24 protein-coding genes and 1 pseudogene are annotated in these 25809 nt (G+C 72.2%); 10 read left to right on the top strand and 15 right to left on the bottom strand.

Annotation, left to right across the window (positions count from 1 at the left end; translation table 11 throughout):
* Window positions 1-183: 183 nt before the first annotated feature.
* The 7 genes and pseudogenes from ABZ822_RS22925 to ABZ822_RS22895 form a co-directional block, all read right to left on the bottom strand.
* A complete protein-coding gene (locus ABZ822_RS22925; RefSeq protein WP_360857156.1) occupies window positions 184-690 on the bottom strand; it encodes a hypothetical protein in 507 nt (168 codons plus the stop codon).
* A 502-nt stretch (window positions 691-1192) separates the two neighbouring features.
* A complete protein-coding gene (locus ABZ822_RS22920) occupies window positions 1193-1513 on the bottom strand; it encodes a hypothetical protein (protein WP_360857153.1) in 321 nt (106 codons plus the stop codon).
* Between the two features lie 301 nt (window positions 1514-1814).
* A pseudogene (locus ABZ822_RS22915) lies at window positions 1815-2465 on the bottom strand (NUDIX domain-containing protein); the annotation flags it as partial.
* Complete coding sequence (locus tag ABZ822_RS22910; RefSeq protein ID WP_360857151.1) at window positions 2462-2839, bottom strand: DUF4406 domain-containing protein; 378 nt, start codon at window positions 2837-2839, stop codon at window positions 2462-2464. The pseudogene ABZ822_RS22915 and the gene ABZ822_RS22910, both read right to left, overlap by 4 nt.
* 103 nt (window positions 2840-2942) lie before the next feature.
* The gene (locus ABZ822_RS22905; RefSeq protein ID WP_360857148.1) at window positions 2943-3728 is read right to left on the bottom strand and encodes a DeoR/GlpR family DNA-binding transcription regulator; all 786 of its coding nucleotides are present in this window, start codon (window positions 3726-3728) and stop codon (window positions 2943-2945) included.
* Between the two features lie 101 nt (window positions 3729-3829).
* Entirely contained in the window at window positions 3830-4162 is a 333-nt protein-coding gene (locus ABZ822_RS22900; RefSeq protein WP_360857145.1) for a hypothetical protein, read from the bottom strand.
* A gap of 315 nt (window positions 4163-4477) precedes the next feature.
* Window positions 4478-5224, bottom strand: coding sequence for an IclR family transcriptional regulator (locus tag ABZ822_RS22895; RefSeq protein ID WP_360857142.1), 747 nt, complete (start codon window positions 5222-5224; stop codon window positions 4478-4480).
* Window positions 5225-5302: 78 nt separating this feature from the next.
* Between ABZ822_RS22895 and ABZ822_RS22890 the strand changes: the two genes are divergently transcribed.
* The 3 genes from ABZ822_RS22890 to ABZ822_RS22880 all read left to right on the top strand — a co-directional run bounded on the left by ABZ822_RS22890 (window position 5303) and on the right by ABZ822_RS22880 (window position 8427).
* Window positions 5303-6637, top strand: a complete 1335-nt coding sequence (locus ABZ822_RS22890) for an FAD-binding oxidoreductase (protein ID WP_360857139.1) — start codon at window positions 5303-5305, stop codon at window positions 6635-6637.
* Window positions 6634-7476 carry a hypothetical protein gene (locus tag ABZ822_RS22885; protein WP_360857136.1) on the top strand — a complete coding sequence of 281 codons (843 nt, stop codon included), beginning with the start codon at window positions 6634-6636 and terminating at the stop codon, window positions 7474-7476. Before ABZ822_RS22890 ends, ABZ822_RS22885 begins: the two co-directional genes overlap by 4 nt.
* A 150-nt stretch (window positions 7477-7626) precedes the next feature.
* A complete protein-coding gene (locus tag ABZ822_RS22880; RefSeq protein ID WP_360857133.1) occupies window positions 7627-8427 on the top strand; it encodes a DUF899 domain-containing protein in 801 nt (266 codons plus the stop codon).
* A 102-nt stretch (window positions 8428-8529) separates the two neighbouring features.
* On the opposite strand, the gene ABZ822_RS22875 is transcribed toward ABZ822_RS22880, so the two are convergent.
* On the bottom strand, window positions 8530-9087 hold the full coding sequence (locus ABZ822_RS22875) for an Lrp/AsnC family transcriptional regulator (RefSeq protein WP_360857232.1): 558 nt from the start codon (window positions 9085-9087) through the stop codon (window positions 8530-8532).
* A gap of 108 nt (window positions 9088-9195) precedes the next feature.
* Here ABZ822_RS22875 and ABZ822_RS22870 point away from each other — a divergent pair, with 108 nt between their 5' ends.
* Window positions 9196-11550, top strand: a complete 2355-nt coding sequence (locus tag ABZ822_RS22870) for a pyruvate dehydrogenase (protein WP_360857130.1) — start codon at window positions 9196-9198, stop codon at window positions 11548-11550.
* 121 nt (window positions 11551-11671) lie between these two features.
* Window positions 11672-13303 carry a Na+/H+ antiporter gene (locus tag ABZ822_RS22865; protein ID WP_360857229.1) on the top strand — a complete coding sequence of 544 codons (1632 nt, stop codon included), beginning with the start codon at window positions 11672-11674 and terminating at the stop codon, window positions 13301-13303.
* 153 nt (window positions 13304-13456) lie between these two features.
* Here ABZ822_RS22865 and ABZ822_RS22860 read toward each other — a convergent pair whose 3' ends face one another.
* On the bottom strand, window positions 13457-13735 hold the full coding sequence (locus ABZ822_RS22860) for a helix-turn-helix transcriptional regulator (protein ID WP_360857127.1): 279 nt from the start codon (window positions 13733-13735) through the stop codon (window positions 13457-13459).
* A gap of 65 nt (window positions 13736-13800) precedes the next feature.
* On the opposite strand from ABZ822_RS22860, the gene map reads away from it, so the two are divergent.
* Together map and ABZ822_RS22850 are read left to right on the top strand one after the other, a co-directional pair.
* A complete protein-coding gene (gene map / locus ABZ822_RS22855; protein WP_360857123.1) occupies window positions 13801-14568 on the top strand; it encodes a type I methionyl aminopeptidase in 768 nt (255 codons plus the stop codon).
* A gap of 147 nt (window positions 14569-14715) precedes the next feature.
* Window positions 14716-15297, top strand: a complete 582-nt coding sequence (locus ABZ822_RS22850; RefSeq protein WP_360857120.1) for a sigma-70 family RNA polymerase sigma factor — start codon at window positions 14716-14718, stop codon at window positions 15295-15297.
* A gap of 302 nt (window positions 15298-15599) precedes the next feature.
* Here the strand turns inward: ABZ822_RS22850 and ABZ822_RS22845 are convergent, their stop codons facing one another.
* On the bottom strand, window positions 15600-16016 hold the full coding sequence (locus tag ABZ822_RS22845; RefSeq protein ID WP_360857117.1) for a nuclear transport factor 2 family protein: 417 nt from the start codon (window positions 16014-16016) through the stop codon (window positions 15600-15602).
* Between the two features lie 167 nt (window positions 16017-16183).
* Window positions 16184-16618 carry a nuclear transport factor 2 family protein gene (locus ABZ822_RS22840; RefSeq protein ID WP_360857115.1) on the bottom strand — a complete coding sequence of 145 codons (435 nt, stop codon included), beginning with the start codon at window positions 16616-16618 and terminating at the stop codon, window positions 16184-16186.
* 132 nt (window positions 16619-16750) lie between these two features.
* Between ABZ822_RS22840 and ABZ822_RS22835 the strand changes: the two genes are divergently transcribed.
* Window positions 16751-17362, top strand: coding sequence for a helix-turn-helix domain-containing protein (locus ABZ822_RS22835; RefSeq protein WP_360857112.1), 612 nt, complete (start codon window positions 16751-16753; stop codon window positions 17360-17362).
* 94 nt (window positions 17363-17456) lie between these two features.
* Here ABZ822_RS22835 and ABZ822_RS22830 read toward each other — a convergent pair whose 3' ends face one another.
* The 4 genes from ABZ822_RS22830 to ABZ822_RS22815 all read right to left on the bottom strand — a co-directional run bounded on the left by ABZ822_RS22830 (window position 17457) and on the right by ABZ822_RS22815 (window position 24272).
* Complete coding sequence (locus tag ABZ822_RS22830) at window positions 17457-18437, bottom strand: alpha/beta fold hydrolase (RefSeq protein WP_360857109.1); 981 nt, start codon at window positions 18435-18437, stop codon at window positions 17457-17459.
* A gap of 484 nt (window positions 18438-18921) precedes the next feature.
* Window positions 18922-19404, bottom strand: coding sequence for an SRPBCC family protein (locus tag ABZ822_RS22825; protein ID WP_360857106.1), 483 nt, complete (start codon window positions 19402-19404; stop codon window positions 18922-18924).
* A 232-nt stretch (window positions 19405-19636) separates the two neighbouring features.
* Entirely contained in the window at window positions 19637-22699 is a 3063-nt protein-coding gene (locus ABZ822_RS22820; RefSeq protein WP_360857103.1) for a BTAD domain-containing putative transcriptional regulator, read from the bottom strand.
* A 331-nt stretch (window positions 22700-23030) separates the two neighbouring features.
* The gene (locus ABZ822_RS22815) at window positions 23031-24272 is read right to left on the bottom strand and encodes an MFS transporter (RefSeq protein WP_360857100.1); all 1242 of its coding nucleotides are present in this window, start codon (window positions 24270-24272) and stop codon (window positions 23031-23033) included.
* A 342-nt stretch (window positions 24273-24614) separates the two neighbouring features.
* On the opposite strand from ABZ822_RS22815, the gene ABZ822_RS22810 reads away from it, so the two are divergent.
* Together ABZ822_RS22810 and ABZ822_RS22805 are read left to right on the top strand one after the other, a co-directional pair.
* Complete coding sequence (locus tag ABZ822_RS22810; RefSeq protein ID WP_360857097.1) at window positions 24615-25016, top strand: hypothetical protein; 402 nt, start codon at window positions 24615-24617, stop codon at window positions 25014-25016.
* Window positions 25013-25777 (top strand): transcriptional regulator, encoded by a 765-nt coding sequence (locus tag ABZ822_RS22805; RefSeq protein ID WP_360857094.1) that lies wholly within the window; start codon window positions 25013-25015, stop codon window positions 25775-25777. Before ABZ822_RS22810 ends, ABZ822_RS22805 begins: the two co-directional genes overlap by 4 nt.
* Window positions 25778-25809: the final 32 nt, after the last annotated feature.

Below are 25809 nucleotides of genomic sequence, written 5' to 3'. Positions count from 1 at the left end.
GCGGTCCCCGCGGTTCCTGCGTGCGCCCGCGCGGCCGGGGTGGATGCGAGCGTCATGCGGCGCGCGGCCCGAGGGGACCGCCCGCCCATGGATGTGGCGGGGCGCCGAACCCTGAGAGACAGCGGCCCCGCTCGGTGGTCGAGATGCTGGTGCCGGTGCGGTGACACGGCGATGCGCCGATTCCTAGCGGGCGGAGGAGGCCGGGACGTCGATCGTCAGCGCGGCCCGTTCGGGGTCCGTACTGTCGAACTCGATCGTCGACGTGCCCTTGGTCGCCGACATTCCGCCGTCCGTGGGCACCTCCCACCCCTGACCGATCAGGTCGGCGTAGTAGGACTTGGCCATCGACACGGAGTCGGAGGAGTTCCGGTCCACGCCGTACGTGAGCCTCAGGGTGTCGTCCGCACGGCTGCCGACCTCCAGCAGGGGCGCCTCGGGGAGCGGGGGCGCCTGGCCGGGGTAGGTGAGCGTCACCTGGAGGGCGTCGCCTTCGGCGGCCGTGTCCAGGGTCTGCTTTCCGCGGGTCCATGTGCCGTCGTGACGCTCGTATCCGCCTTTCGCGAGCTGTCGGTCGTACGCGGTGAGCGCGTCCCGTGCCGACCCGTCGCCGGGTGAGAAGCCGAGTTCGAGGGTCGCGCCCTCGGTCACGGCGCGGCTCACCTCGGCCCCCTTCGGCAGGGGCAGCGCCACGGACTTCCCCTGTCCGCCCCTGCCGGACGAACCGTCAGCTCCTCCTTGCCCCGAGGAGCCATGGTCCTGGGAGGCGGACGCGGCACCGTCCGGCTTGCCGCCGGAGCCGTCCGCCTCATCGGGCCCACATGCGGAAAGCGACAGGGTCAGGACCGCCGACACGACAAGCGCACACGTGAGTTTGCGGTTTCGCAGACGCATGGTGAGCAGAATCCCCTTGAACGGACCGTGAATTGCCCGATGAAGGTAACGGGCCGTGCGGGCGATGGTCGATGAGCACGTCTTACTCAGGACGCGGACACGTCGCTCCGCCACCGTGTCCGTTCCATGTCGCGATAAGGAATGCGCTGAGCGGGATCCTCGTTCCGCCGACCCCGCGTGCGGCCCCCTCCTGTGACACGGCTGTGACGAATTCCGCCGCGCTCTCACGCCGTGAATCTTCTGTGAAATGTCGCGGCTCTCGCCCCGCGCCTCACCCGTGAACGGCATCCCCCGTACCCGGTCAGCTCCTCGAGGCGACGGCGTCGAGGGCGGTTTCGGCGAGGTCCTGCCAGCGTTCGGCGTGGGTGACGGGCACGGCGACCCAGTCCTTGAAGGGGCGGCCTTTGCCCGAGGGGTCGAAGAGTTCGGCTCCTGTCAGGTCGAGCGTGGCACGGTGGGCGGGTGTGCCGTCGCCGAGTTTGACGGCGAGCAGGTCGCCCTTGAGGCAGGCGAACGCCTTTCCCTCAGCTTTGAGCGCGCGCTTGCCGAACATCGCGCCGGCGACCGCGCCACGCTGGGCGAGGTCGTCGGCGACGCGGTCGAAGTGGTCGTCGGGTGTCATGGCGAGGGTCCTTCTCGGGTCGGAGTGCGTCGGTCGTACGTGCCCCGGGTGGGCGAGCACGCCGGCGCGTACGTACGTGGCCGCTCTGGTAGAGGCCCGGTCCGGGGACGGGGTTGCGGCGGCGGTCCCCCGAACCGTAGCCCTCGCGGGACACGGACCCCCGGAAAGCCGGATCTCGTCACGCCCCGGGCGCGGCGCCCTCGTCCTCGACCTCGCCCTCGCCCTCGACCTCGCCCGCGTCCTCCGTACTGCGAGGGACACCGCGGACGGGGTCGGCACCGCCTACGGGGTCGGCGTCCGGGCTGAACGGGCCGTCCAGCGCCGCCCATTGGAGCAGCATGATCGTCTTGGCGTCCGCGATGTCCCCGCGGCGCACCATCGCCAGCGCCTCGTCGAAGGGCAGTTCCACGACGGTGATGTCCTCGCCCTCGGATGCGACCCCGCCGCCCTCCCCCGTGGCGGCCGACGGATCGTAGGGGGCGGCGAAGAAGTGAAGGCGTTCGGTGACCGAGCCGGGACTCATGTAGACGTCGAAGACGTGCTCGGCCGCACCGACCGTGTGCCCCGTCTCCTCGGCCGCCTCCCGGCGGATGGCCTCCTCGGGGCCGTCACCGTCGAGCAGTCCGGCCGCGGCCTCGACGAGCATCCCGTCCGGGTGGCCGTTGACGTACGCGGGCAGGCGGAACTGGCGGGTGAGCAGGACGGTCCGGCGGTCGGTGTCGTGGAGCAGGATCGTGGCACCGTCGCCCCGGTCGTAGGTCTCGCGTTGCTCACGGCTCCAACGGCCCTCGCCGTGACGGTAGTCGAAGGTGGTCCTGCGCAGGACGTACCAGTCGCAGGACAGCACCTCCACATCGGTGATCCGCACCCGCGGGTTGCCGGTCAGATCGCGTCCGTGCCGGTCCAGGCCCGTACGTCCGCGGCGGTCAGGGGTGTCGATGCCGGCGGTCATCGGACAGCGGGGACGTCCACGAGATCCGTGTAGACGCGCTTGCCCGCGGCGCGCGCGAGGACGACCATCCGGTCCGCGCCGTCGGAGGGCCCTCCGATCCGCAGGACGGCGTCGCAGCGCGCGAGCAGTTGCTCGGCGATGGGGTGGAAGATCTCGTCGAAGAGCCGGTCTCCGGGACCGGTGCTTCCCGCTGTCTCCAGCAGGGGCAGCGCAAGGGCCTCGCCGGTGACGGGGAGATGACCGTCGCGGAAGAGCGCGAGGGCTGCCTCGTTCATGGCCCGTACGTTGGCGCCGAGTGCGGCGGGGTCGTCGCCCGTGCCCGAGCGGTACGGGCCGGCGACGAGAATCATCTGCGACGGTGGCGGTGCACTCATGGGTGACTCCTCGTGGGGATGGGGCGGGCCGACGGAGTTGCGGCCAGGGGCGGTTCAGGCCGGACGGGAGGCGCCGGTCCCGGCTGCGGCTCGAAGGAAAGGCTCAGGCAAGGTGGGTGTCGACGCCCGCCTCTCGTAGGGCCTGGAGTGTCTGGGGACCGCCCGGATGGGTTCCGGCGTCCTCGGCGGCGGTGTCGGTGACGAAGGCGTCGACCGCGCCGAGCGGCGCCACCTGACGGAACGCGCGGACACCGAGCTTGGTGGCGTCCGCGACCGCGATCGTGCGCGCGGCCTGGGCGAGTCCGGCCTGCTTGACGGCGGCGTCGTCCAGGGAGAACTCCGACCAGCCGTGTTCCGCGTGCACACCGCCGATGGACATCACGAAGCAGTCGAAGACGAGGGCTTCCAGCGTGCGCAGGGCGAGGGGGCCGACGAGGGATCGCTCGCCGGGACGTGAACGGCCGCCGACGACGAGGAGTTCGATCCCCGGCCGGTCGGCGAGGCGTACGGCGGCCTGGATGCTGAGCACTGCGATGGTCAGGGGCGCACGGGCGGCGAGGTGATCCGCGACGTGGACGGTGGTGGTCCCAGCGTCCAGCAGCACGCGCGATCCCGGCTCCACCTGCGCGGCGAGGGCCGCGCCGAGCCGGTCCTTCGTCGCGGACTGCCAGGGCTCGCGCGCGGCGAACCCGGCTCCCTCCTCGCGGGAGCGCGTGGCGACCGCGCCGCCGTGCACGCGGCGGAGCAGGCCCTGACGTTCGAGTGCGTCGAGGTCCCGGCGCACGGTCATCTCCGAGACCCCGAGGCGCCGGGAGAGCTCCGACACGGAGACCCGGTCGGAGCCCTGCACCAGCCGCAGGGTCAGGTCCAAACGGTTGGCGACACCCATGGACGTATTTCTAACACAGGATGTTCGAAATGAACATGGAGTTGTTCGGACTGGGGCGCGCACGACGTCCGCGCACGGCAAGGCGGGCAAGGACGCCGGGACTACGCGGTGGCGATGAAGAGGACCAGCCCGACGAACATCAGGACCATCTGGCCGGAGAGCAGCGCCGAGCGTCCAGCGTGTCCCACTCCGCGCGTGGGCAGCATCAGCGCGGCGAGACCGACCACGCCGGAAAGACCGAGGAGCCACCCGCCCGTCGTGCCGAGCGCCGACACACCGTGCCCGGTCCCGTCGAGCGTCTGGTCCACGACGAAGAGCAGCGCCACGAAGAACACGGCAGGCAGCAGCGCCAGCGCGGTGCCCGAGACCAGGCGCATCTCGCGGTGGCTGAGCCGTTGCGAGCCCCCTCCGGCTCCGGTTCTGTTCGCGGTCACGGCGCGGAGTCAAGCACCGGGTCCACGACCGATGGAACGGGTGTTCCTACTCAGCTCCGGGGCGTGGCGGGAGGACGACGTTCCGCACGCACCCGCCCAGGACGGCCGTTCGCAGACACCCGCCCGGAGCGGCGGGCTCGGCGGGCGCCCGCGCCATGCCCGCAGCCGCGCTCCACCTTCGTACGCGCACACGGCCCCGCTCCACCTTCGTACGCGCGCACGGCCCCGCTCCACCTTCGTACGCGTGCAAACCCCCGCTCCACCTCGTACGCCTGGACAGCCCCGCAGCACCTCGTACGCGTACACACGGACCGCTCAGGTCGAGGCGGCCTCGCACGCCGCTCGAAGCCGCTCGGCGAGGTGGGTCTCGCGCTCGGCGAAGCGCTCCGCCGGAACCGGCATCGAGATGGCCGCGACCGGCACGCCGTCACGGGTCACCACCGCGCCGATGGCGGCGATACCGGTGGTGTGCTCCTCGCGGTCGAACGCCAGGCCCTCTTCGCGCACCGTCACCAACTCCGCGAGCAGGCGCTCCTTGGACGTGATCGTGGCCGGCGTGAGCCCCTCCAACCGGGAGGGCAGCAGCCGCTCGGCGGCCTCGTCCGGCATGGCCGCCAGGAACGCCTTGCCGTTGGCCGTGCAGTGCAGGGGGAAAGCCGTCCCCACGGCCGACACGGCCCGGAGCGGCTGGGTGCTCTGCACCTGGTCCACGAAGCGGGCCGCATTGCCCTCCAGCACCGACAGATCCACGGTTTCGTCCACCTCCTGCTGCAACTCCTTGATCGTGGGCCGGAGTTCGTCGACGAGCCCGGTGGCCGCGGCGCCCGCGAGAGCGCTCAGCGCGCTGCCCAGCCAGATGCGCCCGTCGGCGTCGATCCGCAGCATTCGCTCCTCGGCGAGGGCGTTGACGATGCGGTGCGTCGTGGTCTTGGCGAGCCCGACCACGTCGTCGAGTTCGGCGAGACGCAGGGCGCCGTTGCGCGCGCCGACCGCGGCGAGGACGGCCGCCGCCCTGCGGATGACCTGGATGCCCGACCTTCCGGCCTCTGGTGATGAAGACATGGTCCGAGTATAGTCCACATAGCAGATCTCAGGATCCACAATGCAGATCAGATGACAGATCGAGGGACGGCGAGTCGGATGAAACTCACGGGCGCGGTATTCGAGCGGGACGCGGCGGGTTATGAGCAGGCGCGCCGCGCCACTGTCTGGAACGCCCGGATCCCGGACCGGTTCCCGGACCTGATCGTGCAGGCGGCGTCGGTGAGCGACGTCCAGGCGGCCGTCCGCTACGCCAAGGCCCACGGCCTGCGCGTCGGGGTCCGCTCCGGCGGCCACAGCTGGGCCGCCAACCATGTGCGCGACGGCGGCATGCTCATCGACGTCTCGCGGCTCGACGACGTCGAGGTGGACCGGGAGGCGATGACCGCGACCGTGGGCCCCGGCAAGAAGGGCCACGAGATGTGCGAGGACCTCGCGGTGCACGATCTGTTCTTCCCTGCCGGGCACTGCAGGGGCGTCGCCGTCGGCGGCTATCTGCTGCAGGGCGGCTACGGCTGGAACAGCCGCGTGCTCGGCCCGGCCTGCGAGAGCGTGATCGGCCTCGACGTCGTCACGGCCGACGGCGACCTCGTCCACGCCGGCCCCGACGACAACGCCGACCTGTACTGGTCCGCGCGCGGCGCGGGCCCCGGCTTCTTCGGCGTGGTCACCCGCTTCCATGTGCGCGTCCACGCGAAGCCCGCCGTCTGCGGCTTCAGCCTCTACGTCTATCCCCTGGAGCTCTTGGAGGAGGTCTACCGCTGGGCGCACGCCATCGGCCCGGACGTCGACCGCCGCGTCGAGATGCAGATCCTCATGTCCCGCGGGTTCGAGGAGCTCGGCGTCGACCGCCCCGCGATCGTGATCGCCTCACCGGTGTTCGCGGACTCCGAGTCCGAGGCGCAGGAGGCCCTGGCCGTCCTGGAGACCTGCCCGGTCCGCGACCGGGCGCTGATGGCGGTGCCGTTCGCACCGGCTCAACTGCCCGACTGGTACGCGGCGGTGATGCAGGCGTATCCGGAGGACCGGCGGTACGCGACCGACAACATGTGGACGTCGGCCCCGTTCGACGATCTCCTTCCCGGCCTGCGGCGCATCGCCGAGAGTCTGCCCCCTGCGCCGTCGCACTGCCTCTGGCTCAACTGGGGCCCCTCACCGGCCCGTCAGGACATGGCGTACTCGATGGAGGACCAGGTCTACATCGCGCTCTACACCGTCTGGTCCGACGCGGCCGAGGACGCAGCGTACGGCGACTGGGCCCGGTCGAACATGGAGGCCATGGCCCCGTACGCGACCGGAATCCAGCTCGCCGACGAGAATCTCGGCCGACGGCCGGCCCGGTTCGCCACCGACGCCGCCATGGAGCGCCTGGACCGGGCGCGGGCCGCCTACGACCCCGACGGCCGCTTCCACTCCTGGATGGGCCGGGTATGAGCGCGCGACGGCGCCCGTCGCGCACGAGCACCCCGTATCTCGGCTACCGGTTCGGCGACGCCGGCTCCCCGTTCGGCTCCTACTTCGACGCGGAGATGGCCCCCCTCGCGCCGCATGTGGTCGAGGCACTGCACACCGGGCCGCAGCCCGCACCGCTCTTCACCCCGCTGGAGGAGGCCGGTTCCCTGCTCGTCGGCGACCAGGAGCCGGTCGAGACGGGCTACGCACTCGGCACCGACGGCTCCATGTGCGTCGCCGTGCACACCCCGATGCCCGAGGTCACCCCCGCGATGTGGGACTGGTGGTTCTCCTGGCACGGCGACGACACACGCAAGTACAAGCTCTGGCACCCGCGTGCCCATGTCTTCGCCCAGTGGGCGGACGACGGGACGCACAGCGGCCCGCGGTCCTACATCGGCCGCACCTCGTTCGTCGACGAGTACATCGGGTCCACGCTCACCCGGGCCGCCATCTCCTTCGTGCCACCGGCCCGGCTCGGGCTCGGGGAATCGCTCCTGGCCGACCCTGCGCGGGCCACGGCGATCTGCGCGCGCATCGGGCTCTCCGGCCACCCGCTCGACGCCGGTCATCTGCTGCACCATGTGCGCCGGACCGCCGGCGGTTCCGAGATGCGCTCGCGCTTCTGGATCGGCGGGCGGTACGCGGCGCCCCGTACCCGTATCGGAGCGCTGAACCGCCCTCTGCCCTCCTTCGTCGGGCGGATGGCCGCGAGAACCGCCCAGGACGCCGCCGACCTGCTCGTGCACTGCGCCCAGGAGATGGCGCATCTCGCGGCCTTCCTTCCCAGGATTCACGAGGAGTTCGGCCGGGAGGTGTGAGCGGGCGGCCGGCGGATGCGGAAGCACCGCCCGGAATGCGCCGCCCGCCTCGGGTGGCGGCCCCTCATCCCCCGGCCGATGGCGAGCGGCCCCGGGAAGGAGAACCATGGTGAGCGAGACCGTCTCCGAGACGCAGTGGGGAGAGCCGTGATGACGACGACCGGAGACCTTCCCGAGGTGGTGTCGCGCGAGGAGTGGCTGGCCGCCCGCAAGGAGCTGCTGGCCGAGGAGAAGGAGCTCACCCGCGCGCGTGACCGGGTCAACGCCCACCGGCGGCGGCTGCCGATGGTCCGCGTCGACACGGCGTACGCGTTCGAGGGTCCTGACGGGACGGTCGGCCTTACCGACCTGTTCGAGGGGCGGCCCCAGCTCGTCGTGCACCACTTCATGTGGACCTACGACATCGATGCCGACGGCACGGAACACCCCCGTGACGACGGGTGCACGAGCTGTTCCTCCGCGGCCGACCAGATCCCCGCCCGGCTGCGCCAACTCCGGGTCCGGAACACCACGCTGGCCGCGGTGTCCCGCGCGCCGTACGAGAAGATCGCCGCGTTCCGCGACCGGATGGGCTGGACGTTCCCGTGGTACTCCTCGGCGGGCAGCACCTTCAACCAGGACTTCCACGCCACCCTCGACGACCGCGTCGCGCCGGTGCTGCTCAACTACCGCACGGCCGAGGAACTCGCCGGCACCGGAACCCCGTGGGACGCGAGCATGCGCGGCGACTACCCGGGCATCAGCGCCTTCCTCCGCGTGGGCGATGAGGTCTTCCACACCTACTCCACGTTCGGCCGGGGCATCGAGGAGTTCCACAACAGCAACAACTACCTGGACCTCACGGCGCTCGGCCGCCAGGAGGCCTGGGAGGAGCCGAAGGGACGCGCGGTCCCGCTGGGTCTGCACGTCGGCGGCCCCGCACTGCGTATCCCCGACGCGTACGAGACCTGACGAACGCCACACGGCCGGCCGCGCGCCCGACCCTCACACCGGGCGCCAGGCCGCTCTCACGTACGGCCTGTCGTCGCGCTCACGTACGGCCTGTCGTCGCGCTCACGTACGGCCTGTCGTCGCGGTTCCGCCGCGCCCGTCGTTCCCGGTGCCCTCCCCCGACCGCTGGAGCAGCGGCGACAGCCGGTAGTCGACGAGTTTGCTCATGATCAGGGCGGTACTCGTCCGCTCCACCCCGGGACTGGCCAGCACCCGGCCCGCGATCCGGTAAAGGTCGTCGGCGTCCTCCGCGACGACCCGGACCAGCAGGTCCGCCTCTCCGCTCAAGCCCTCGACCTCGACGACCTCCGGGATCCGGCCGAGCACCTCGGCGACCTCCTCCAGCCGGTTCTGCGTCACCCGGGTCGTGATGACCGCCGACAGCGGATAGCCCAGCGCGGCCGGATCGATCCGCCGCTCGAACGACCGCAGCGCGCCGCGGCGGTCCAGCTTCGCGAGCCGCGCCTGGACGGTGTTCCGGGAGAGCCCGAGCCGCTGGGCCAGGGCCAGGACCGGCGCCCGGGGCTCCTCGGCCAGAGCGAGCAGCAGCCTCGCGTCGACGGCGTCGAGGGGCTCCTCGCCTGTCACAGTGCTCAACCTCGCTAGGTCGGGGAGCCGCATCATCGAGCAGATTGCTCAATCCAGGAGGGCATGCTTGTGCGATCATCATGGCTCTGTTGTCATGCGGATGCAATCTGTTGACTTCACCACCGACCGGGACGGACTGGCATGAAGACCACGGACCCCTTGGCGGGCATCGCCGCGCCCTCCGGCTCGGAGCCCCGGCCGGACCGCACCGGCCTCGACGCGCTCCGGGCCGTGGAACAGCGCGTGCTGTGGCTGTCGACGGCGATCATCGACCACGCCAACCGCGTCCGCCCCAACCCCAGCGGGCTGAAGGTCGGCGGCCACCAGGCGTCCAGCGCCTCCATGACGTCGATCATGACGTCCCTGTGGTTCCACGAGCTCGGCCGGGACGACCGTGTCTCGGTCAAGCCGCACGCCTCACCGGTGCTCCACGCGATCAACTACCTGCTCGGCGAGCTGGACGAGTCGTATCTGACGACGCTGCGCAGCTTCGGCGGTCTGCAGAGCTACCCGAGCCGCGAGAAGGACCCCGACCCGGTCGACTACTCCACCGGCTCGGTCGGCATCGGCGCCACTGCCCCCATCTGGGGGGCGGTCGCCCGCCGTTACGTCAACGCGCGCTTCGAGGGCGGCACCACCGGGCGGCAGTACTCCCTGGTCGGGGACGCCGAACTCGACGAGGGTGCCTGCTGGGAGGCGATCCTCGACCCCGGCGTCGCCGAACTCGGCGAGGTCGTCTGGATCGTGGACTTCAACCGCCAGTCGCTGGACCGCGTGGTGCCCAACATCTCCGCGACCCGCCTGCAGGGGATGTTCGCCGCGGCCGGCTGGCAGGTCGTCACGGTCAAGTACGGGCGCCTCCTGGAGGACCTGTTCGCCCGGCCCGGCGGTGACGCGCTGCGCGCCCGGATCGACGGGATGACCAACCCCGAGTACCAGCGGCTGCTGCGCTGCACCCCCGACCAGCTCCGCGAACGGCTGCCCGGCGACGGCCCCGGGCGCGAGGCGGTCTCCCGGCTGCTCGCGGACCTCGACGACACCGCCGTCGACGCGGTCATCCGCAACCTCGGCGGCCACGACCTCGGCGCGCTGCTCGACGCGTACGCCTCCATCGACGACACCCGGCCGACCGTCATCTTCGCCTACACCGTCAAGGGCCACGGCCTGCCGACGGCCGGGCATCCGCAGAATCACTCCTCCCTGCTGACCGGCGAGCAGATGACCGAACTCGCCGCCCGTGTCGGCATGGACGCCGAGCGGCCCTGGGCCCGTTTCCCGCAGGGCAGCGCCGAGGGTGAGCTGTGCGACCGTACGGCGGCCCGGCTGCTCCGCCCGGCGACACCCGAGCAGACTCCTCCGCCGCTGCCGACGGACATCGGGCGCACCCCGTCGGGCAAGGGCACCACCCAGCAGGCGCTCGGCCGGGCGCTGCTGGACCTGACGCGCGAGGCTCCGGAGGCGGCGCGCCATGTGGTCACCGTCAGCCCGGACGTCGCTTCGACGACGAACCTCGGGGGCTGGCTCAACAAGGTCGGCACCTGGTCACCGACCGAGCGCCGGGACTGGTTCGCCGACGACGCCGAGACCATCCTGCACTGGCGCGAGCAACCCAGCGGCCAGCACATCGAGTTGGGCATCGCCGAGACCAACCTGGTCGGTCTGCTGGGCGAGTTGGGCGCGACATGGAGCCGGTGGGGCAGGCCGCTGATGCCGATCGGCGTCGTCTACGACCCGTTCGTCGGACGGGCCCTGGAACCCTGGGCGTTCGGGATGTACGCGGGCGGGCAGTCGATCCTCGTCGGCACGCCGTCCGGGGTCAGCCTCGCCCCTGAGGGCGGCGCCCACCAGTCGGTCATCACCCCGTCCATCGGCCTGGAGCAGCCCGGCTGCACCGCCTACGAACCCGCGTTCGCGATCGACGTGGAGTGGTGTCTGCTGGCCTCGCTGGCGCAGCTCGGCAAGCAGGGCGGCGGCTCCACGTATCTGCGGCTGTCGACCCGGCCGGTGGATCAGTCGCTGGCCGACGTGCCCGCCGACCCGGCGGCGCGCGAGCGGCGCCGGAAGCAGGCCGTCGCGGGTGGCTACCTGCTCCGCCGCCACAGCGACCCCGCGGTGACCATCGCCGCGGCGGGCGCGATGGTTCCGGAGGCACTGGCCGCGGCCGACCGGCTCGACGACCTCGGCTTCGGCGCGGACGTCGTCTGCGTCACCAGCCCCGACCTGCTCTTCCGTGCCACCCGCGCACGGCAGGGCCTTCAGGAGGGCGCGGACTGGATCCTGGACCAGGCGTTCCCCCGCGAACGCGCCCGCCCCCTCGTCACCGTCCTCGACGGGCACCCGCACACGCTGGCGTTCCTGGCGGGGATCAACCAGGTGCGCAGCCGTGCGCTGGGGGTGTCGGGCTTCGGGCAGTGCGGAACGCTGGAGGACGTGCACCGCTACCACGGGATCGACGCGGACGGCATCGTGACGGCGGCGCTGGACCTCACGGGCTGAGGCGCGGCTCGCGGGACCGTGCGGACCGGATCACTGTCCGGTCCGCACGGGCGGGCGAGCGGCCGGAGGCCCGGTGGCCGCGCTGGTGAGGCCCGTCGACCGGTGACACCCTGGTCGTGTGATGGGCCTGGAGATCACGGTCGTCGTTCTGGCCGCGGTCCTCTTCTTCACCTGGGCCGCCCGGCGGCTCCGTCTCAGCGAGCCCGTGCTGCTCCTCGTCGGCGGCTGCCTGATCGGCCTCACCCCGGAATTCGACTCGGTCGCGCTGCCGCCCGAGGTCGTCCTGCTGCTGTTCCTCCCGGCGCTGCTGTACTGGGAGTCGATCAAGACGTCACTGCGCGAGATCCGCGCCAATCTCCGCCCCATCATCCTGCTCGCCACCAGCCTGGTCCTCGTCACCACGGTGACCGTCGCCGCCACCGCCCACGCCTTCGGGCTGTCCTGGCCGGTGGCCTTCATGCTGGGCGCGGCGGTCGCCCCGACCGACGCGGTGGCGGTGGCCGCGGTCTCGCACGGCATGCCGCGTCGGGCCGTGACCATGCTGCGCGCCGAGAGCCTGGTCAACGACGGTACGGCGCTGGCGCTCTTCGCGGTCGCGGCCGGCATCGCCACCCGCGAGCACACGTTCTCCTGGTCGGACACCGCGCTCCGGCTGCTCTGGAACTACGCGGGCGGCGTGACGATCGGCGCCGTGATCGCGCTGCTCCTGCTCGCCGTCCGGCGCCGGGTGCACGAACCGATGCTGGGCGCCGGGCTGTCGTTGCTCGTCCCCTTCGCCGCCTATCTGCCGGCCGAGCTGGCACACGCCTCCGGGGTCCTGGCCGTCGTCACCTGCGGCCTGATCACGAGCCAGGCCAGCCCTCGGCTGATCGACGCCAGGATCCGGGTGCAGGCCACCCCGTTCTGGGACGTGAGCTGCTTCGTCCTCAACGGCGCGCTCTTCGTCCTCGTCGGCATGCAACTCCCGTCCGCCGTACGAGGACTGGAGTCGATCTCGCTCTCCGCCGCTCTCTGGGCGGCCCTGGCGGTCAGCGGAGCGGTGATCTTCACCCGTCTCGGATGGTCGTACACCATGCCCTATGTGATCCGCGCCCTCGACCGGCGACCGCAGCAGCGCCTCCGGCGCGTGGGTGCACGGCAGCGGCTGCCGCTGGCGTGGGCGGGGGTACGGGGGGCGGTCTCGCTGGCCGCGGCGCTCGCGGTGCCCACCGTCACCGTGGACGGGGGCCGCCTGGTGGGCCGGGACGCGATCGTCTTCATCACCGTCGGGGTCATCCTGATCACGCTGGTGCTGCTCGGGCAGACGCTCCCCGCGATCGTGCGGTGGGCCCGGATGCCCGCGGATCCGGGGGACGACGAGGAGCGGCTGGCGCGCCGTCGGCTGTCGGCCGCGGCTCTTGAGGCGCTGCCCACGCATGTGGAGCGGCTCAACGTCCCGGACGAGATCGCGGACAGGACCGCCACGGAGTTGCGGGGGCTGGCCGCGCGCGGATCCGAGGCGGATGGGGACGGCGCCGTCGATCCGTATCTGGTGTCGGCCTCGCTGTCGCGGGCGATCCTTCAGGTCAAGCGGACGGAGCTGATCCGGCTGCGGGACGAGCGCCTGATCGACGGCACGGTGCTGCAGCGGGTCCAGGCGCTGCTGGACGCGGAGGAGGTGCGGCTCGATCTCGCGTTCCCCGACCCGGCGTCCACGTCCGGCCCGCCCGCGGAGCAGGGGCCGGGCAGGGACCGTCCCGGCGACGACGCCTGAGCGGGACGGCCCGGGCGGCTCTCCCGTCCGGCCCTGGGGCGCGGGTCGGTGTCGGGGGTCTTCGCGTAGGCGTCCGGCCGTTACGCCGTGGAGCACACAACTCCCGCCTCGGGAGGGTGAGTCGGGCGCCTGGGCATCAGCTCGTCACCCCCGTCAGGCGGGTACGGCCTCCTGCACGTCGTCCGCTTCCTCCGCGGCGCAGGCGGACGCCAGTGTGTCCAGGGAGATCTCCAGCGCACCGGCCAGGGCCGCGACGGTGAAGAAGGCGGGGGTCGGCGCGCGGCCCGTCTCGATCTTGCGCAGGGTCTCCGCGGACAGCCCGGCCGCCGCGGCGACCTCCACCATGCTGCGTTCGCCGCGTGCCTCGCGCAGCAGTGCGCCGAACCGCTCTCCACGCCGGCGTTCCGACGGAGTCAAAGGCGTTCTCACCATGTCCGTGATACTAATACCGGTATAGTTATTGGGGAAGTCGGGCGTCACGCAACGGGGGCACAGACATGGTGGAGATCAAGAGCGATGCCGCGCTGGAGGCCATGAGGGAAGCCGGGCGGGTCGTCGCCCATGCACTCGCGGCCGCCCGGAAGGCCGCCGAGGTCGGGGTGTCCCTGCTCGAACTGGACGAGGCGGCACGCGCCGTCCTGCGCGGCGCGGGGGCGCGCTCCCCCTTCCTCGGATACCACCCCTCGTTCGCCCCGACCCCCTTCCCCGCCGTGATCTGCACGTCGGTCAACGACGCCGTGGTGCACGGAATCCCCACCGACGACCGCCTGCGGGACGGGGACCTGGTCAGCATCGACTGCGGCGCCGAACTCGACGGCTGGACCGGCGACGCCGCCATCAGCTTCGTCGTCGGCACGCCCCGTCCCGCCGATCTCGCCCTCATCGCCGCCACGCAACGGGCGCTCGACGCGGGCATCGCCGCGGCCACGGTCGGCAACCGTATGGGCGACATCTCGCACGCGATCGGTGACGTCGCGCGGCGGGCCGGCTGCGGCATGCCGCGTGACTTCGGAGGACACGGCATCGGCCGCCGTATGCACGAGGATCCCGAGGTCCCCAACCGGGGCCGCCCCGGGCGGGGCTTCCTTCTCCGCCACGGCCTGACGCTCGCCATCGAACCGATGCTGATGGCCGGCGGGCGCGACGACTACCGGACGAATGCCGACGGATGGACCCTGCACACCGTGGACGGCAGCCGGGCCGCGCACATCGAGCACACGGTCGCGATCACGGAGGAAGGTCCGGTGATCCTCACGGCACCCTGAGCGGCCGGGCGCCGGCGCCGTTTCCGCTGCGTGACAGCGGGATGAGAGTCGTCTGGGAGCAGCTTCTCGAAGGATGTTCCACGTCCCACCCAGAAGCTCATTCCCAGGAGGACGCCGAGGAGGGACCGTGTCCCGGCGTCAGGTGCCATGTTGACGAAATCGGACAGTCCCCCGAGCCTCGCGGCGCGCTTCCAGCAGGGCGACGAGCAAGCGATCACCGAGATGCACCGGCTCTTCGCCGACTCGATGTTCGTCACGGCGTTCAGCCTGGTCGGTGATCGCGATCTGGCCGGCGACGCCGTGCAGCAGGCCTTCATACAGGCATGGCGGGCGGCCGGGCGGTTCGACGCGACGCGGGACCTCAAGCCGTGGCTGTACGCGATCACACGCCGTACGGCGATCGACGTCTACCGCAGCACGCGCCGCTCCATGGGCAACATCCCGCTCGACCTGGTCCACGAGGCGACCATGTCGGTCGAACCGCAGTCCTTCGAAGTGGCCTGGCACGCCTGGCAGGTGCGCAAGGGTCTCGATCAACTGGCCCCGGGAGAGCGCGAGGTGCTCCGCCTCACGTACTACGAGGACCTGACGCAGAGCGAGATAAGCCGCTGTCTGAAGGTGCCCCTGGGCACGGTGAAGAGCCGGTCCGCGCGCGCCCACAGGAAGCTGGCGGGACTTCTGGCGCATCTCACCGAGGACCCGGCCGGCGGCACGGCACAGGAGAACTGACGCTCGTACCGGCGCGGCGACACCGGGACGACGCCCGGCTGCCGCCGCGGCGCCTCTCCCATATCCCCGTACGGCTCACCAGTTCCGGTGCGCTGCGTACGCCGGTTCGCCCGGCCCCCGTTCACCGGATCCGCCGTACGCCGGATCCGCCGTACACCGAGGACGGTCCGTACGCCGACGACGGGCCGTACACCCAAGGCGTGGGCGGGCGGCAACGGGCCGGAGCCCGCGGTGACGCGGACGCGGACACGGCGAACCGGCCCGAGCCGGGCGGCTCGGGCCGGTCGGTGGACGTCGATCGCCTACGCCGCGGCCTGCGTGAGGACTGCGTCGAGGGCGGCGGAGTCGAGGTACGTGTCCTTGTGCTCGACCCGGCCCCCGGAGACGGTGACGACGTCGACGCCGTCCAGGCTCGCCTTCCCGTCCGCGCCGGGCAGCGTGGCCGTCATGCGGTACTCGAACGTGAAGCTGTTCGCGGTGGTGAAGAGCCGGAGTTCATGGAACTCGAGGTCGGGGGCCATGGCGAGAAGCCCCTCGAACGTCTTCCGCACCTCGTCCGCGCCTTCGCTCCGGGGCGACCCGTTGTGGATGCAGAAGCTGGTGCCGGGGGCGTGCAGTTCCATGATCCGGTCGACGTCGCGGGTGGCCCACGCCGCTTGGTAGCGCCGGACGAGATCGGTGACGGCGGCGGTCGGGTCGGGCTCGGTCACTGCGGACATGGGCGGTTCCTCTCCGAAGAAGACATCGATGCGTCAAGAAAGTCAGGGGAATTGACCGGTGGGCTCCCCACCGGACCTCGCGCCCGCCCGCGCGAAGGTCGTCGGAGGATTTACGGGGGAACCGGTCGTCCGCCGCCCACGGCGAACGCCGGATCGCTGACCGATGGTCAGCCCGCGAGCGCGGCCTTCTCGGCGACGACGTGCTCGAGCGCCGTCGTACGCGCCATGGTCGGCTCGATCGCCACCCACAGGGGGTGGGAGTCGAAGTACGCCTGGATGTAGGTGGCCTTGTCGCCGCGCAGGACGATCTTGTCGACGACCGGCCAGGACCTGGCCTGCCCGGCCACGGTCGCGTGGACCGTGGAGTCGATGTAGAGCAGGTCGCCGCGCGACGCCCAGCCGTCAGGGATGAGATGGATGTCCGGGGCTCCGGCGAGGACGGTCGTCATGTAGTCCTCGACCCCGCTCCGGGTGATCGGCTTCGGCATGCCCGGGTGCAGCAGCGTCGCGTCCTCGTGATACAGCTCCGGGAATCGCGAAGCCACCGGCTTTGCCCAGATTTCGGTGAACTTCTCCAGAAAACGCTCGACATGAGTTGGCATGGGTACCTCCACAGGTTGGTCCGATGCTCATGACGTCGATTGACCGACAGGCTGCACGTTACCGACAGTCTGTATGTGAGGTCAACGGGAAGGCCGGGATGCGGTCCAGCAGCGACGGATAAGGTGCCGACGATGAGCCCTCAATCGAAGAGCCGTCGGGCCGAGGCGACCGAGGCCACCCGCGAAGCCCTCGTGGAGGCCGCACGCGAGTTGTTCGCCGAGCGCGGCTACAGCGCGGTGCCGACGGAGGAGATCGTGCGCCGCGCCCGGGTCAGCCGGGGCGCGCTGTACCACCACTTCACGGACAAACGCGATGTGTTCCGGGCCGTGTTCGAGCAGGTCGAGCTCGAACTCGTGACGGTGTTCGGCGCGGCGCTCAGCGGAGGGGACGATCTGTGGGCCGATCTGTCGGCCTGCGTCGAGGCGTTCCTCGACGCCTGCGCCCGGGACGACACCGTGCAGCGGATCGTCTTCCTGGAGGCGCCCTCGGTGCTCGGCTGGTCCGCATGGCGCGAGCTGGACGCGCAGTACGGGCTCGGCATCGTCATCGGCGCCCTCGATGCGCTCATGGAGCGCGGGTACCTGGAGCGGCGCCCCGTCCGGCCGCTCGCGCACATGCTCCTCGGCGCGCTCAACGAAGGAGCCCTGCTGGTCGCCCACGCCGACGACCCTGCCGCGCAGCGGGCCGAGGTCACCGACACCTTCACGTACCTGCTCGAGCGCCTGCGCGTACGGTCCGCATGAACGGCGGTGCCGTGGCGCCCGGTTCATCGCGACCGGGCGCCACGGCACCGAGAAGTGCCGGCCGGTGCGATCACGCCCGGCCCGCCACGCGTCGTCAGCCGGCGACCCGCCCGTCACCGTCGGCCGTTCCGGCGCGCCCCTCGTCGGGCGGCGTTCCGGCGTCGCCGCCGGCCAGTTCGGCGCGCCCCTCCTCGACGGCCGCTCCCGGGCGCCCCGCGTCGAACCACTCTCGGATCCGGAGGGCGATGCCCTCCGCGTCGCGAACCCACCGGAAGTGGGGTGAACCACCCCGCGCGGGAAGGGCCGTGTGCCACCGCTCCACCCGGGCGGACGGCAGCTTGCGGCACAGCCCGTCCACGGCCGACGGCGGAGCCAGGTCGTCGCCCTCGACGGATATCGCGAGGACGGGGATCCGGACGCCGGGGAGAAGGCTCTCGTAGTCCACTCCGGCACCCGCGGGGCGCCACCTGCCCGTCCGCGCGGTACGGGCCCAGTCGCGGACGAGACGCGCCGACTGCCGCCCGCCGAAGCCCAGTCGGTCCCCCGGCCAGTAGCCCAGCACGGCCGAGATGAGCGCGATGAGCATCGGGCCGAGGAGCACCTTCAGCCGCGCGAGCCCGGAGTAGCAGCGGTAGTGGACGGAGCCTGAGGCCACGAGCACCATGCCGTCCACCGACTCGGGGTGGCGCGCCAGGTGCAGCAGCGACATCTGCCCGCCGAGGCTGTGCCCGAGGACGTAGAGGGGAAGGTCCGGCCCGAAGGTCTCCCGGGCGGCGGCGATCACCCGCGGCCAGTCCTGGGTGGCGACGTCCTCGTACCCGTAGGCGTGGCCGCGCCGCGGCACGGGCAGGCTGTCGCCCTGGCCCCTGAGGTCCACGGTGACGACGCCGAAGCCGGAGGCGGCGAGTTCGGCGCCGAAGGCGTCGTAGTGCGAGGCCTTCACGCCCATGGCCGACCAGAGCACGATCACGGCGACGGGTGCCTCGCGGGGGCGGGTCACCCGTGCGGCGAGGTCGAATCCCTGCGTTCGGACGGTGATGCACTCGTCGATCTCGGGATGCGGGGTGGTCGTCACGTCTGTCCTCTCGACCGTGGTGTCAGGGGTGTTGCGTCGTCGGCTCGGGCCGGGCACGCCGGTGTGCGGCTCCGACGACGGGCTCCGGTTGAAGGCTCGGGCTCTTCCTATGCCGTGACGCGTCGGCAGTCCACGCCTCACCGGAGTGGCGCTCGTCGCAGATGCTGTCGATGAGGCGCGGCCGTGCGCGCCGGAAGGGGCCCCGCGACCGGTGATCCGCCGTCCCCGACCGGGGCGGCGGCCGGGGACAGCGGATCGAAGGTCCCGCGGGGCTGCGGGAAGCGCCGGCCCCGTCAGGCGGAGGTGGCCTGTCAAGGACCGGCGGCGGACTGTCCGTCACCGGCGCCCCTCGGGGAGGCCGTCGCACCCACCTGTACGGGGCGACCGGCGGAAACGGTTCCCGGCGATCTTCCGTGGTGCGTATCCGCCTCCGTGGTGCGTATCCGCGGTCCGTGGTGGCCTGGCCCGGGCGAAGGCCCCGGGCTCAGCCGCTCGCTTCGGCGTGGCGGCGGACGGCGTCCAGAGTGGCCCGCATACCGGCCCGGTTGAGGCCGACTCTGGCCTCCGGGGTGGTGCCGGTGAAGATCACGCCGAGCGCATGGGCGAAGCGGGCCGAGCGCCCCGTACGGACGTCGGTCCACGACTCCGTCAGACGTGTCCCGCCCTGATCGGCGGCGACGCGGTAGCCCCATTCCGCGATGGGGACTCCGAACGCGTCGACGCGGAAGGCGAAGCTCTGGCCCGGCGTCCATTCCGTGACCTTGCAGCGGGTGAACCAGACGAAGAAACGCTTCCGGTTGAAGCCCAGGAAGACCGAGCCCACACGGGACGGCGGGCCGAGGGGCAGCACGCCCACGCACTCGGGACTCCAACGCTTCATGTTCCGGACATCGGAGACGAGTCGGAAGACGCGCTCCGGATCGGCACGCACATGCGTGATCTCCTCGAGGTGCATGGCTCGTTCCATGACCGGCCTCCGGGTTCGGTTCGAGGGGTGGTGGACAACGGTGACCCGCGGACCGTGGCTTCGGTACGCGGCTCCGGGTGGCTCCGGGTGGGAGGTGCGGGGCCCGCTGGGGACACGCCTCTCCTCCACGCCCATACGGCGGCGGATGCGGTTTCGGTTCCCGCCCCGTCCGGGTCCTTACGGAGCGATCGCCGCAGCGTACAGGCGGTGTGCCGCGGCTCCGCCGCCGGCCTCAGTTCCGTACGGCGGCGTCCTGTCCCTCTCCCGCCGACCGGGCGAGCACATGGGTGGACTCCACGGCGAGGTCGAAGACGGCCGTCAGGTCCGCGCCCCGCCACTGCGAGCGGACGCCCTCGGCGCGCGACGTCCCCAGCCGGTGCCGCGACACCTCCACCGACCGTTCGATCGCGGCGAGTTCGGGGCCGTAGACCCGGGGTGCGGCGGGCGAGGAGGCCATGGCCGCGTGGATGGCGACCGCCCGTTCGTCCTCGGACCGGCAGGACAGCAGCGGGATGAGATTGCGGATCGTGACCCACAACTGGGTCCGGTTCCCGTGGTCGTGCCAGTGCCGCAGGGTGTCGCCGTAGAGGATGAAGCTCGCGGCGGTGGGGGCGTGACGGGCCCGGAGGGTCGCGAAGCTCGTCTTGGCGACGCCCGCGACGAACGTGGCACCGATCCGCGAGGCGATCTCGTAGCTCCTGCGCAGTTCGGCGAGCGCCCGGTCCGGCTCGTGGGGCATCACCGCCTCACCGGTGAAGTACGCCGCGTAGGCCGCGACCAGGGCCGACGAACTCCGGTCGCGGCACTTCCGGCAGCATTCGATCCACTCCTCGGCACCGGCCCGGTCCCCGGCGTAGCTGAGGCAGATGGCCGCGAGCCCGGCCACCTCCACCTCGTTGACCGCGTCCCCTCCTCCGCCGGCCCGCACCGTGGGCCACATCTTCTCGCAGATCTCGACCGACTTGGCCGGGCGCTCGGTGAAGAGCAGACAGTGCGCGAGGATCGTCAGACCGGCCAGGGCGGCGCGCTCGGAGCCGGCGACGCGGATGGCCTCGTGGGCGCGCTGTTCGGCGAGTTCCAACTCGCCGCGCCCCAGGGCGGCGAGGGCGGCCGAACCGTAGACATGGGGGTGCAGCGGGGGTTCGTCCGGGCCTGCTTGCTCCAGTGCCTTCTCGGCCCAGCCGAGGATCTCGTAGTCGGCGCGGATGAAGCCGTACCGCATGAGCACGGACGAGAGCTCGAGCGCCAGCGGCCGGTCGTGACGCGACGCCCAGTGCTGGGTGGCCCGGAGGTCGCTCGCGCCGGCGCTGAGCAGGGCGATGCCGTGCCCCTCGTCGCGACCGTCGGCGATCATCTCCGCGGCCCGGTCGGCCCAGTTCACCGTGTGCCGGGCATGCGCGCGGCGGAACCGGCCCAGCTCCCCGGCAGCCTCGCAGCGCTCCTCCGCGAAACCGGCGACAGTCGCCAGGAGCCGGTGTCTGCGCCCGCCTTCCAGCGGGATCGGCCGCCGCACCACCAGGGACTTGGCCACGAGGGAGGCGAGGGTGGGAGCCACCCGGTCCCTCGGGAGCTCACCGTCCGCGCAGACCTCCTCGGCCCACGCCACCGAGAACCACCCGGGAAAGGCGGCCAGCCGGCGCACCAGGGCCTTCTCCTCACCGGTGAGGAGGTCGTAGGACCACATCAGCAGCTCGCGCAGGTCCTGGTGGCGGGGGTGGGCGGTGCGGCTGGCTCCCGTCATGCCGAGCGGGTTGACCCCGTGGACGACGGCTTCGAGTCCGAGCGAGGCGGCCGTCGCGGCAGCCAGTTCGATGGCGAGCGGCAGGCCGTCCATCCGGCGGCCGAGGAGGTGGGCGCGGTCCCAGGTGGCCGGGTCGCCGAGGTCGATCTCGAACCCCGCCGCGGACATACGGTCGGCCAGCAGGCGCACGGCCTCCGAGCTGCCTTCGTCGGAGGAGAGGGAGAGGGGCGGGATCGCGATGACCTGTTCGCCGTCGACGGCGAGGCGCTCGCGGCTCGTCGCCAGGAACCGGACGCCGGGGCAGGACGGCGCGATCCGCGTGATCGTCTCGGCGACGCCGTCCACGACGTGCTCGCAGTTGTCGAGGATGAGGGTCAGCTCACGCTTGCGCAGGACGATCGCCAGGGCGTCGAGCGCCGTGCCGGTGGGCGGGTCCGGCACACCCATCGCGTCGAGGCACGCGTGCGGGACGAGTTCGGGGTCCCGGACCGCGGACAGCTCCACCCATCGAAGGGCGTCGGCGTCCGCCAGGCGCGGCGCGGTCTCCATGGCCAGCCGGGTCTTCCCGACGCCGCCGGGGCCGACGAGGGTTACCACACGCCGGCGGGAGAGGACGTCCACGACCCGCAGGATCTCCGCCCGCCGGCCCACGAAGCTGCTGAGCGACGTGGGGACGGACGGGACGGAGTGGGCCCCGGCCGGAGGATGCGGCGAATGCTGCGGACACGCCGCTGCGTGCGGAGGGAGGGCGGCCGGTGCGGGGTGCGCGGGGGCCGCCGCGGTGGGAGGGCGTGTGGGCGGCTCGGGGACCGGTGCGATCTCGCCGCGCAGCAACTGCACGTAGAGATCGCGGACACCGGCAGACGGCTCGGTCCCGAACTCCTCCGCGAGCTGCCGGCGCAGGTGCTGGTAGGCGGCGAGCGCGTCGTTGACCTGACCGGCGAGGGCCAGTGCGCGCATGCGCAGGGCGTAGGCGCCCTCGCGCAGCGGATGGGCGGCGATGACCGATTCGGCCTCCTCCGTGGCCCGGCCGTACGCGCCCGTGCCGAGCAGGAGGTCGATGCGTTCCTCGGCGGCCGTGACCCGCATCTGTTCGAGCATGATCGCCTGCGGGCGGGCGAAGCTCTGCGCGAACTCCGCGAAGGCGGGGCCCCGCCACAGCGCCTGGGCCTCCGCGAAGCTGCCGAGCGCTGCCGGGACGTCGGTGTCCCGGGCCTGCCGCGCGTCGGCGACCAGCCGCTCGAACATCAGGGAGTCGACGGCGTCGCCGTCGGCGCGCAGGGCGTAACCGGCGCTCGACGTGGCCAAGGAGCAGCGCAGCGGGCCGAGGGTCTTACGGAGGCGGGATATGTGGTTCTGCAGAGCCGAATGCGGATGATCCGGGATGATCTCCTCGTCCCAGGCGCAGGCTATGAGCACGTCGGGCGTAACGATCTGGCCCGGGCTCAGCAGAAGACGTGCCAGGATCGCCCGCTGCCGGCGGCTCTGCACGGGAAGCGGCTGACCGTCGTGCTGGACGTCCAAGGTGCCCAGGACCCCGAAATGCGCCTTCATTCCGCCTCGTATACACCATGGTGGCGCGCCCTCCCAGGCAATTTCCCAGGTGGCCCCGGGGGCGGGGACCGGCGCGTACGCGGCGACCCTAGTGGCCCCGCACGCCCCCGTCACGCCCGAACGAACCGTCGGGCGGGTCGCGGCCCGGTCCGCGCGCCGTGGCGCGGCGGTCCGCACGCCGCGCGCGTCGAGCCGGGCTCCGGTCGGCGCGGGCACCTACGGGGGGCGGGCGGGCACCTGCGGCGGGGCGCGTGAGTCGTGGGCGAACGGGCACCTGGTGAGCGGACACGCGGGCGCATCACCCAGGGGCGTGCGGATACGTGGCCGCCTCTCAGGAGGCGGACACCGCGTCCGCCCCGTCGGCGAGCCGGGCCTCGCGGAAGCGCGACAGCCCGAGCACCACCGCCGCGACGGCGAGCCCGGCGATGCCCGTCCAGAGCGCGGGGCGGTATCCGGCGATGTCGGCCAGCAGGCCGCCCAGCGGCGCGCCCACGGCGATCATGCCCCAGTTCAGTGAGCGGATCGTGGCGTTCATCCGGCCCAGCAAGCGGTCGGGGGTCACCGACTGCCGGTAGCCCAGTTCGGTGGGGCTCTCCGCGCCCAGGGCGAGCCACATGGCGAACTGAGTGGCCGAGACAGCCCACACGGCACCGGAGCCGGGTGAGGCCAGAGGGACGAGAAGCCAGGCGAACGGCACGACCGCGCGGGTGGCGATCATCGTCGGACCCACATCGAACCTCCGGCCCGCCCAGCCGGACAGCGCCCCGCCGAGCACCGCCCCGACACCGGCGCACGCGTAGCTCACGCCGAGCCCGAACGCCCCGATCCTCAACTCCCGCAGGGCGTAGAGGACATAGACGGTGGTCAGCATGTGCGCGAAGAGGAAGCGGGCGTGCGAGGTCAGCGCCATCGGGGCGAGCGTGCGGTGCCGGTAGACCCAGGCCAGCCCTTCGCGGAGTTCGGCCCGCAGATTCCGGCGCACCGCGTGGCGCTCCGGCTCGGGTGCGGTGACCGAGGCCAGCAGCAGTCCGGAGACGAGGTACGAGACGGCGTCGGCGACCATGGCCACCGGGGCGCCCACCGCCTTGATCAGGGCGCCGCCGATCAGGGGCCCGGTGGTCTGCGCGACCGAACCCGCCTGCTCCAGGCGGGCGTTGGCGGGCGTCAGCAGCTCCCTGGGCACCAGCCGCGGCAGATACGACTGGTGCGCAGCCTCGAACAGCAGCGACAGCACGCCGAAGGCGAACACGAAGAGGGCGAGGGCCGCGATGCCGAGCAGGTCCACGAAGTCGAGCAGCGGGATCACGGCCAGGAGCACGGCGCGCCCCAGGTCCGTGGCGACGAGCACCGGTTTGCGCCGGCAGCGGTCGACGACGACGCCCGCGACGAGACCGAACAGCAGATACGGCAGCCAACGGGCCGCGTTGAGCAGCCCCAGCTCGAAGGCGGTGGCGTGCAGCGTGACGGCGGCGAGGATCTGCAGCGCCAGCGTCGTCACGTGCGTACCGAAGGACGAGACCGTGGCGGCGGTCCACAGCCGGACGTAACCGGGAAGATCCACCAGCCGGGCCATGACGTCACCCTAACCGGGCGTCAGGAGCGGTCGGCACGGCGGCCCTTGCAACCAGCGTCGGCGCCTCTTGAGACCCGTCGACGCCTCTCCGCGCCGCTGAGCCGCTCCACACCGCTGAGCTTCACCGCGGGGACCCTTTCCACATCGCCCGGACCCTCTCCAACCCGGCTCGAAAACTATCCATTTACCCACCGCGCGCCCCCACCGGGCAACCTCGATCGGCATGTTCCACGGAAAATTGCCCGAACTCCTTTGCGGACCCGCCACGTTCGGTAACGTGCTCGTCACCCGCTGCCCCGTCGGCGGGCCACACCACATGTCCTGGGGAGGGGAGTCTTTGTCGTGCCCGGAATCGAAGAGTGCCTGCTCAAGGCGATGACGCTGCCCGGGGCACGCGGCGCCGCCGTGGCCGACTGCACGAGCGGGCTCGCACTGGGCACGATCGGGGACTCACCCAACGGCGACCACGAGGCCAGCGTCGCCGAGACGGCGGAACTCGCGCGCGTCGCCACCGATCAGCCGACCTTCGCGCCGGTGCACGACGGGGACACGGCGGGCGGCGGGAGCAACCCGGTCGAGGACGTCATCGTCACCACCCGGTCCGGCTACCACCTGCTGCGCTTCGTGGAGACCACCTTCGACTCCAGCGTCTTCATCCATGTGTGGCTCGATCGCGAGGAGGGCAATCTCGCCCTCGCCCGCATCGGACTCGCCGGTCTCGCCGAACGGTTGGTGCTCGGGTGAACAGCGTCGCCTTCCCCACCCTCGCCCGCCTCGCCTCCGAGCGCGCCACCGGCGCCCTCCTGCGCGACACCGGCACGCTCTATCTGATCGACGGCGAGATCGTGCACGCGGAGAGTCCCGTGGCGCCCGGCATAGACGTCCTCCTCACCACGGGCGGGCGGCTCCCGGCCGCGGGCTGGCAGGACGCCGTCGACCGGGCCGGCGCCCGCCGGCAGGTCGGTCGCTATCTCGTGGAGAGCGGTCAAGTCTCCAGCGGCGAGCTGGAGATATGCCATCGGGGCGCGCTCTTCGACGCCGCGTTCTTCGCCCTCGCCGGCGGTGCGGGACCCACCCGCTTCCGCAGCGGCGCCGCGCACTGGCTCGGCCCCGTCGTCCCCGTCCCGGCCGATACGCTCGAACGGGAGACCCGGCGCCGCCGGGACCTGCTGGAGAGCCTGTGGCCCCGGCCCGAGGTCGACACCGCGCCCGTCGTCCGGCGTCCGGCCGCACGCAACCCGTCCCTCGTACCCCGCCAGCGCGCCCTGCTCGACCTCGCGGACGGCGTCCGTACGCCCGCCGACATCGCCCGGCTGCTGGGCCGCCCCGCCTTCCACACCCTCACCGACGTACGGCGCCTGGCCGCCGCCGGGCACATCGAGACGCCCAGCTCGCGCACGGCGCCCGCACAACCTCCCGTCCCCGCCTGGGTGTCGGACATCACCGACGACCCCGACACCGCCCTGCTGCGCCGGATCCGTGATGCTCTGGAGGCTCGTCTGTGATCCCCCCGCCCGTCCATCAGGCCCCGGCCGCA

This window comes from Streptomyces sp. NPDC047108 (genome assembly GCF_040643575.1).
Classification (GTDB): Bacteria; Actinomycetota; Actinomycetes; order Streptomycetales; family Streptomycetaceae; genus Streptomyces.
The sequence above is the reverse complement of the archived record's forward strand: the minus strand, read 5'-3'. Positions and strand labels throughout refer to the sequence as shown.

Bases quoted from the DNA above. Each gene is read 5' to 3' on its own strand.
- ABZ822_RS22880 (WP_360857133.1), top strand. From the start codon at position 7,627: ATGACGACGACCGGAGACCTTCCCGAGGTGGTGTCGCGCGAGGAGTGG.
- ABZ822_RS22850 (WP_360857120.1), top strand. From the start codon at position 14,716: ATGTTGACGAAATCGGACAGTCCCCCGAGCCTCGCGGCGCGCTTCCAG.
- ABZ822_RS22910 (WP_360857151.1), bottom strand. From the start codon at position 2,839: ATGAGTGCACCGCCACCGTCGCAGATGATTCTCGTCGCCGGCCCGTAC.
- ABZ822_RS22820 (WP_360857103.1), bottom strand. From the start codon at position 22,699: ATGAAGGCGCATTTCGGGGTCCTGGGCACCTTGGACGTCCAGCACGAC.
- ABZ822_RS22885 (WP_360857136.1), top strand. From the start codon at position 6,634: ATGAGCGCGCGACGGCGCCCGTCGCGCACGAGCACCCCGTATCTCGGC.
- ABZ822_RS22920 (WP_360857153.1), bottom strand. From the start codon at position 1,513: ATGACACCCGACGACCACTTCGACCGCGTCGCCGACGACCTCGCCCAG.
- ABZ822_RS22825 (WP_360857106.1), bottom strand. From the start codon at position 19,404: ATGGAACGAGCCATGCACCTCGAGGAGATCACGCATGTGCGTGCCGAT.
- ABZ822_RS22835 (WP_360857112.1), top strand. From the start codon at position 16,751: ATGAGCCCTCAATCGAAGAGCCGTCGGGCCGAGGCGACCGAGGCCACC.
- ABZ822_RS22870 (WP_360857130.1), top strand. From the start codon at position 9,196: ATGAAGACCACGGACCCCTTGGCGGGCATCGCCGCGCCCTCCGGCTCG.
- ABZ822_RS22895 (WP_360857142.1), bottom strand. From the start codon at position 5,224: ATGTCTTCATCACCAGAGGCCGGAAGGTCGGGCATCCAGGTCATCCGC.
- map (WP_360857123.1), top strand. From the start codon at position 13,801: ATGGTGGAGATCAAGAGCGATGCCGCGCTGGAGGCCATGAGGGAAGCC.
- ABZ822_RS22875 (WP_360857232.1), bottom strand. From the start codon at position 9,087: ATGCGGCTCCCCGACCTAGCGAGGTTGAGCACTGTGACAGGCGAGGAG.
- ABZ822_RS22845 (WP_360857117.1), bottom strand. From the start codon at position 16,016: ATGTCCGCAGTGACCGAGCCCGACCCGACCGCCGCCGTCACCGATCTC.
- ABZ822_RS22840 (WP_360857115.1), bottom strand. From the start codon at position 16,618: ATGCCAACTCATGTCGAGCGTTTTCTGGAGAAGTTCACCGAAATCTGG.
- ABZ822_RS22815 (WP_360857100.1), bottom strand. From the start codon at position 24,272: ATGGCCCGGCTGGTGGATCTTCCCGGTTACGTCCGGCTGTGGACCGCC.
- ABZ822_RS22865 (WP_360857229.1), top strand. From the start codon at position 11,672: ATGGGCCTGGAGATCACGGTCGTCGTTCTGGCCGCGGTCCTCTTCTTC.
- ABZ822_RS22905 (WP_360857148.1), bottom strand. From the start codon at position 3,728: ATGGGTGTCGCCAACCGTTTGGACCTGACCCTGCGGCTGGTGCAGGGC.
- ABZ822_RS22890 (WP_360857139.1), top strand. From the start codon at position 5,303: ATGAAACTCACGGGCGCGGTATTCGAGCGGGACGCGGCGGGTTATGAG.
- ABZ822_RS22860 (WP_360857127.1), bottom strand. From the start codon at position 13,735: ATGGTGAGAACGCCTTTGACTCCGTCGGAACGCCGGCGTGGAGAGCGG.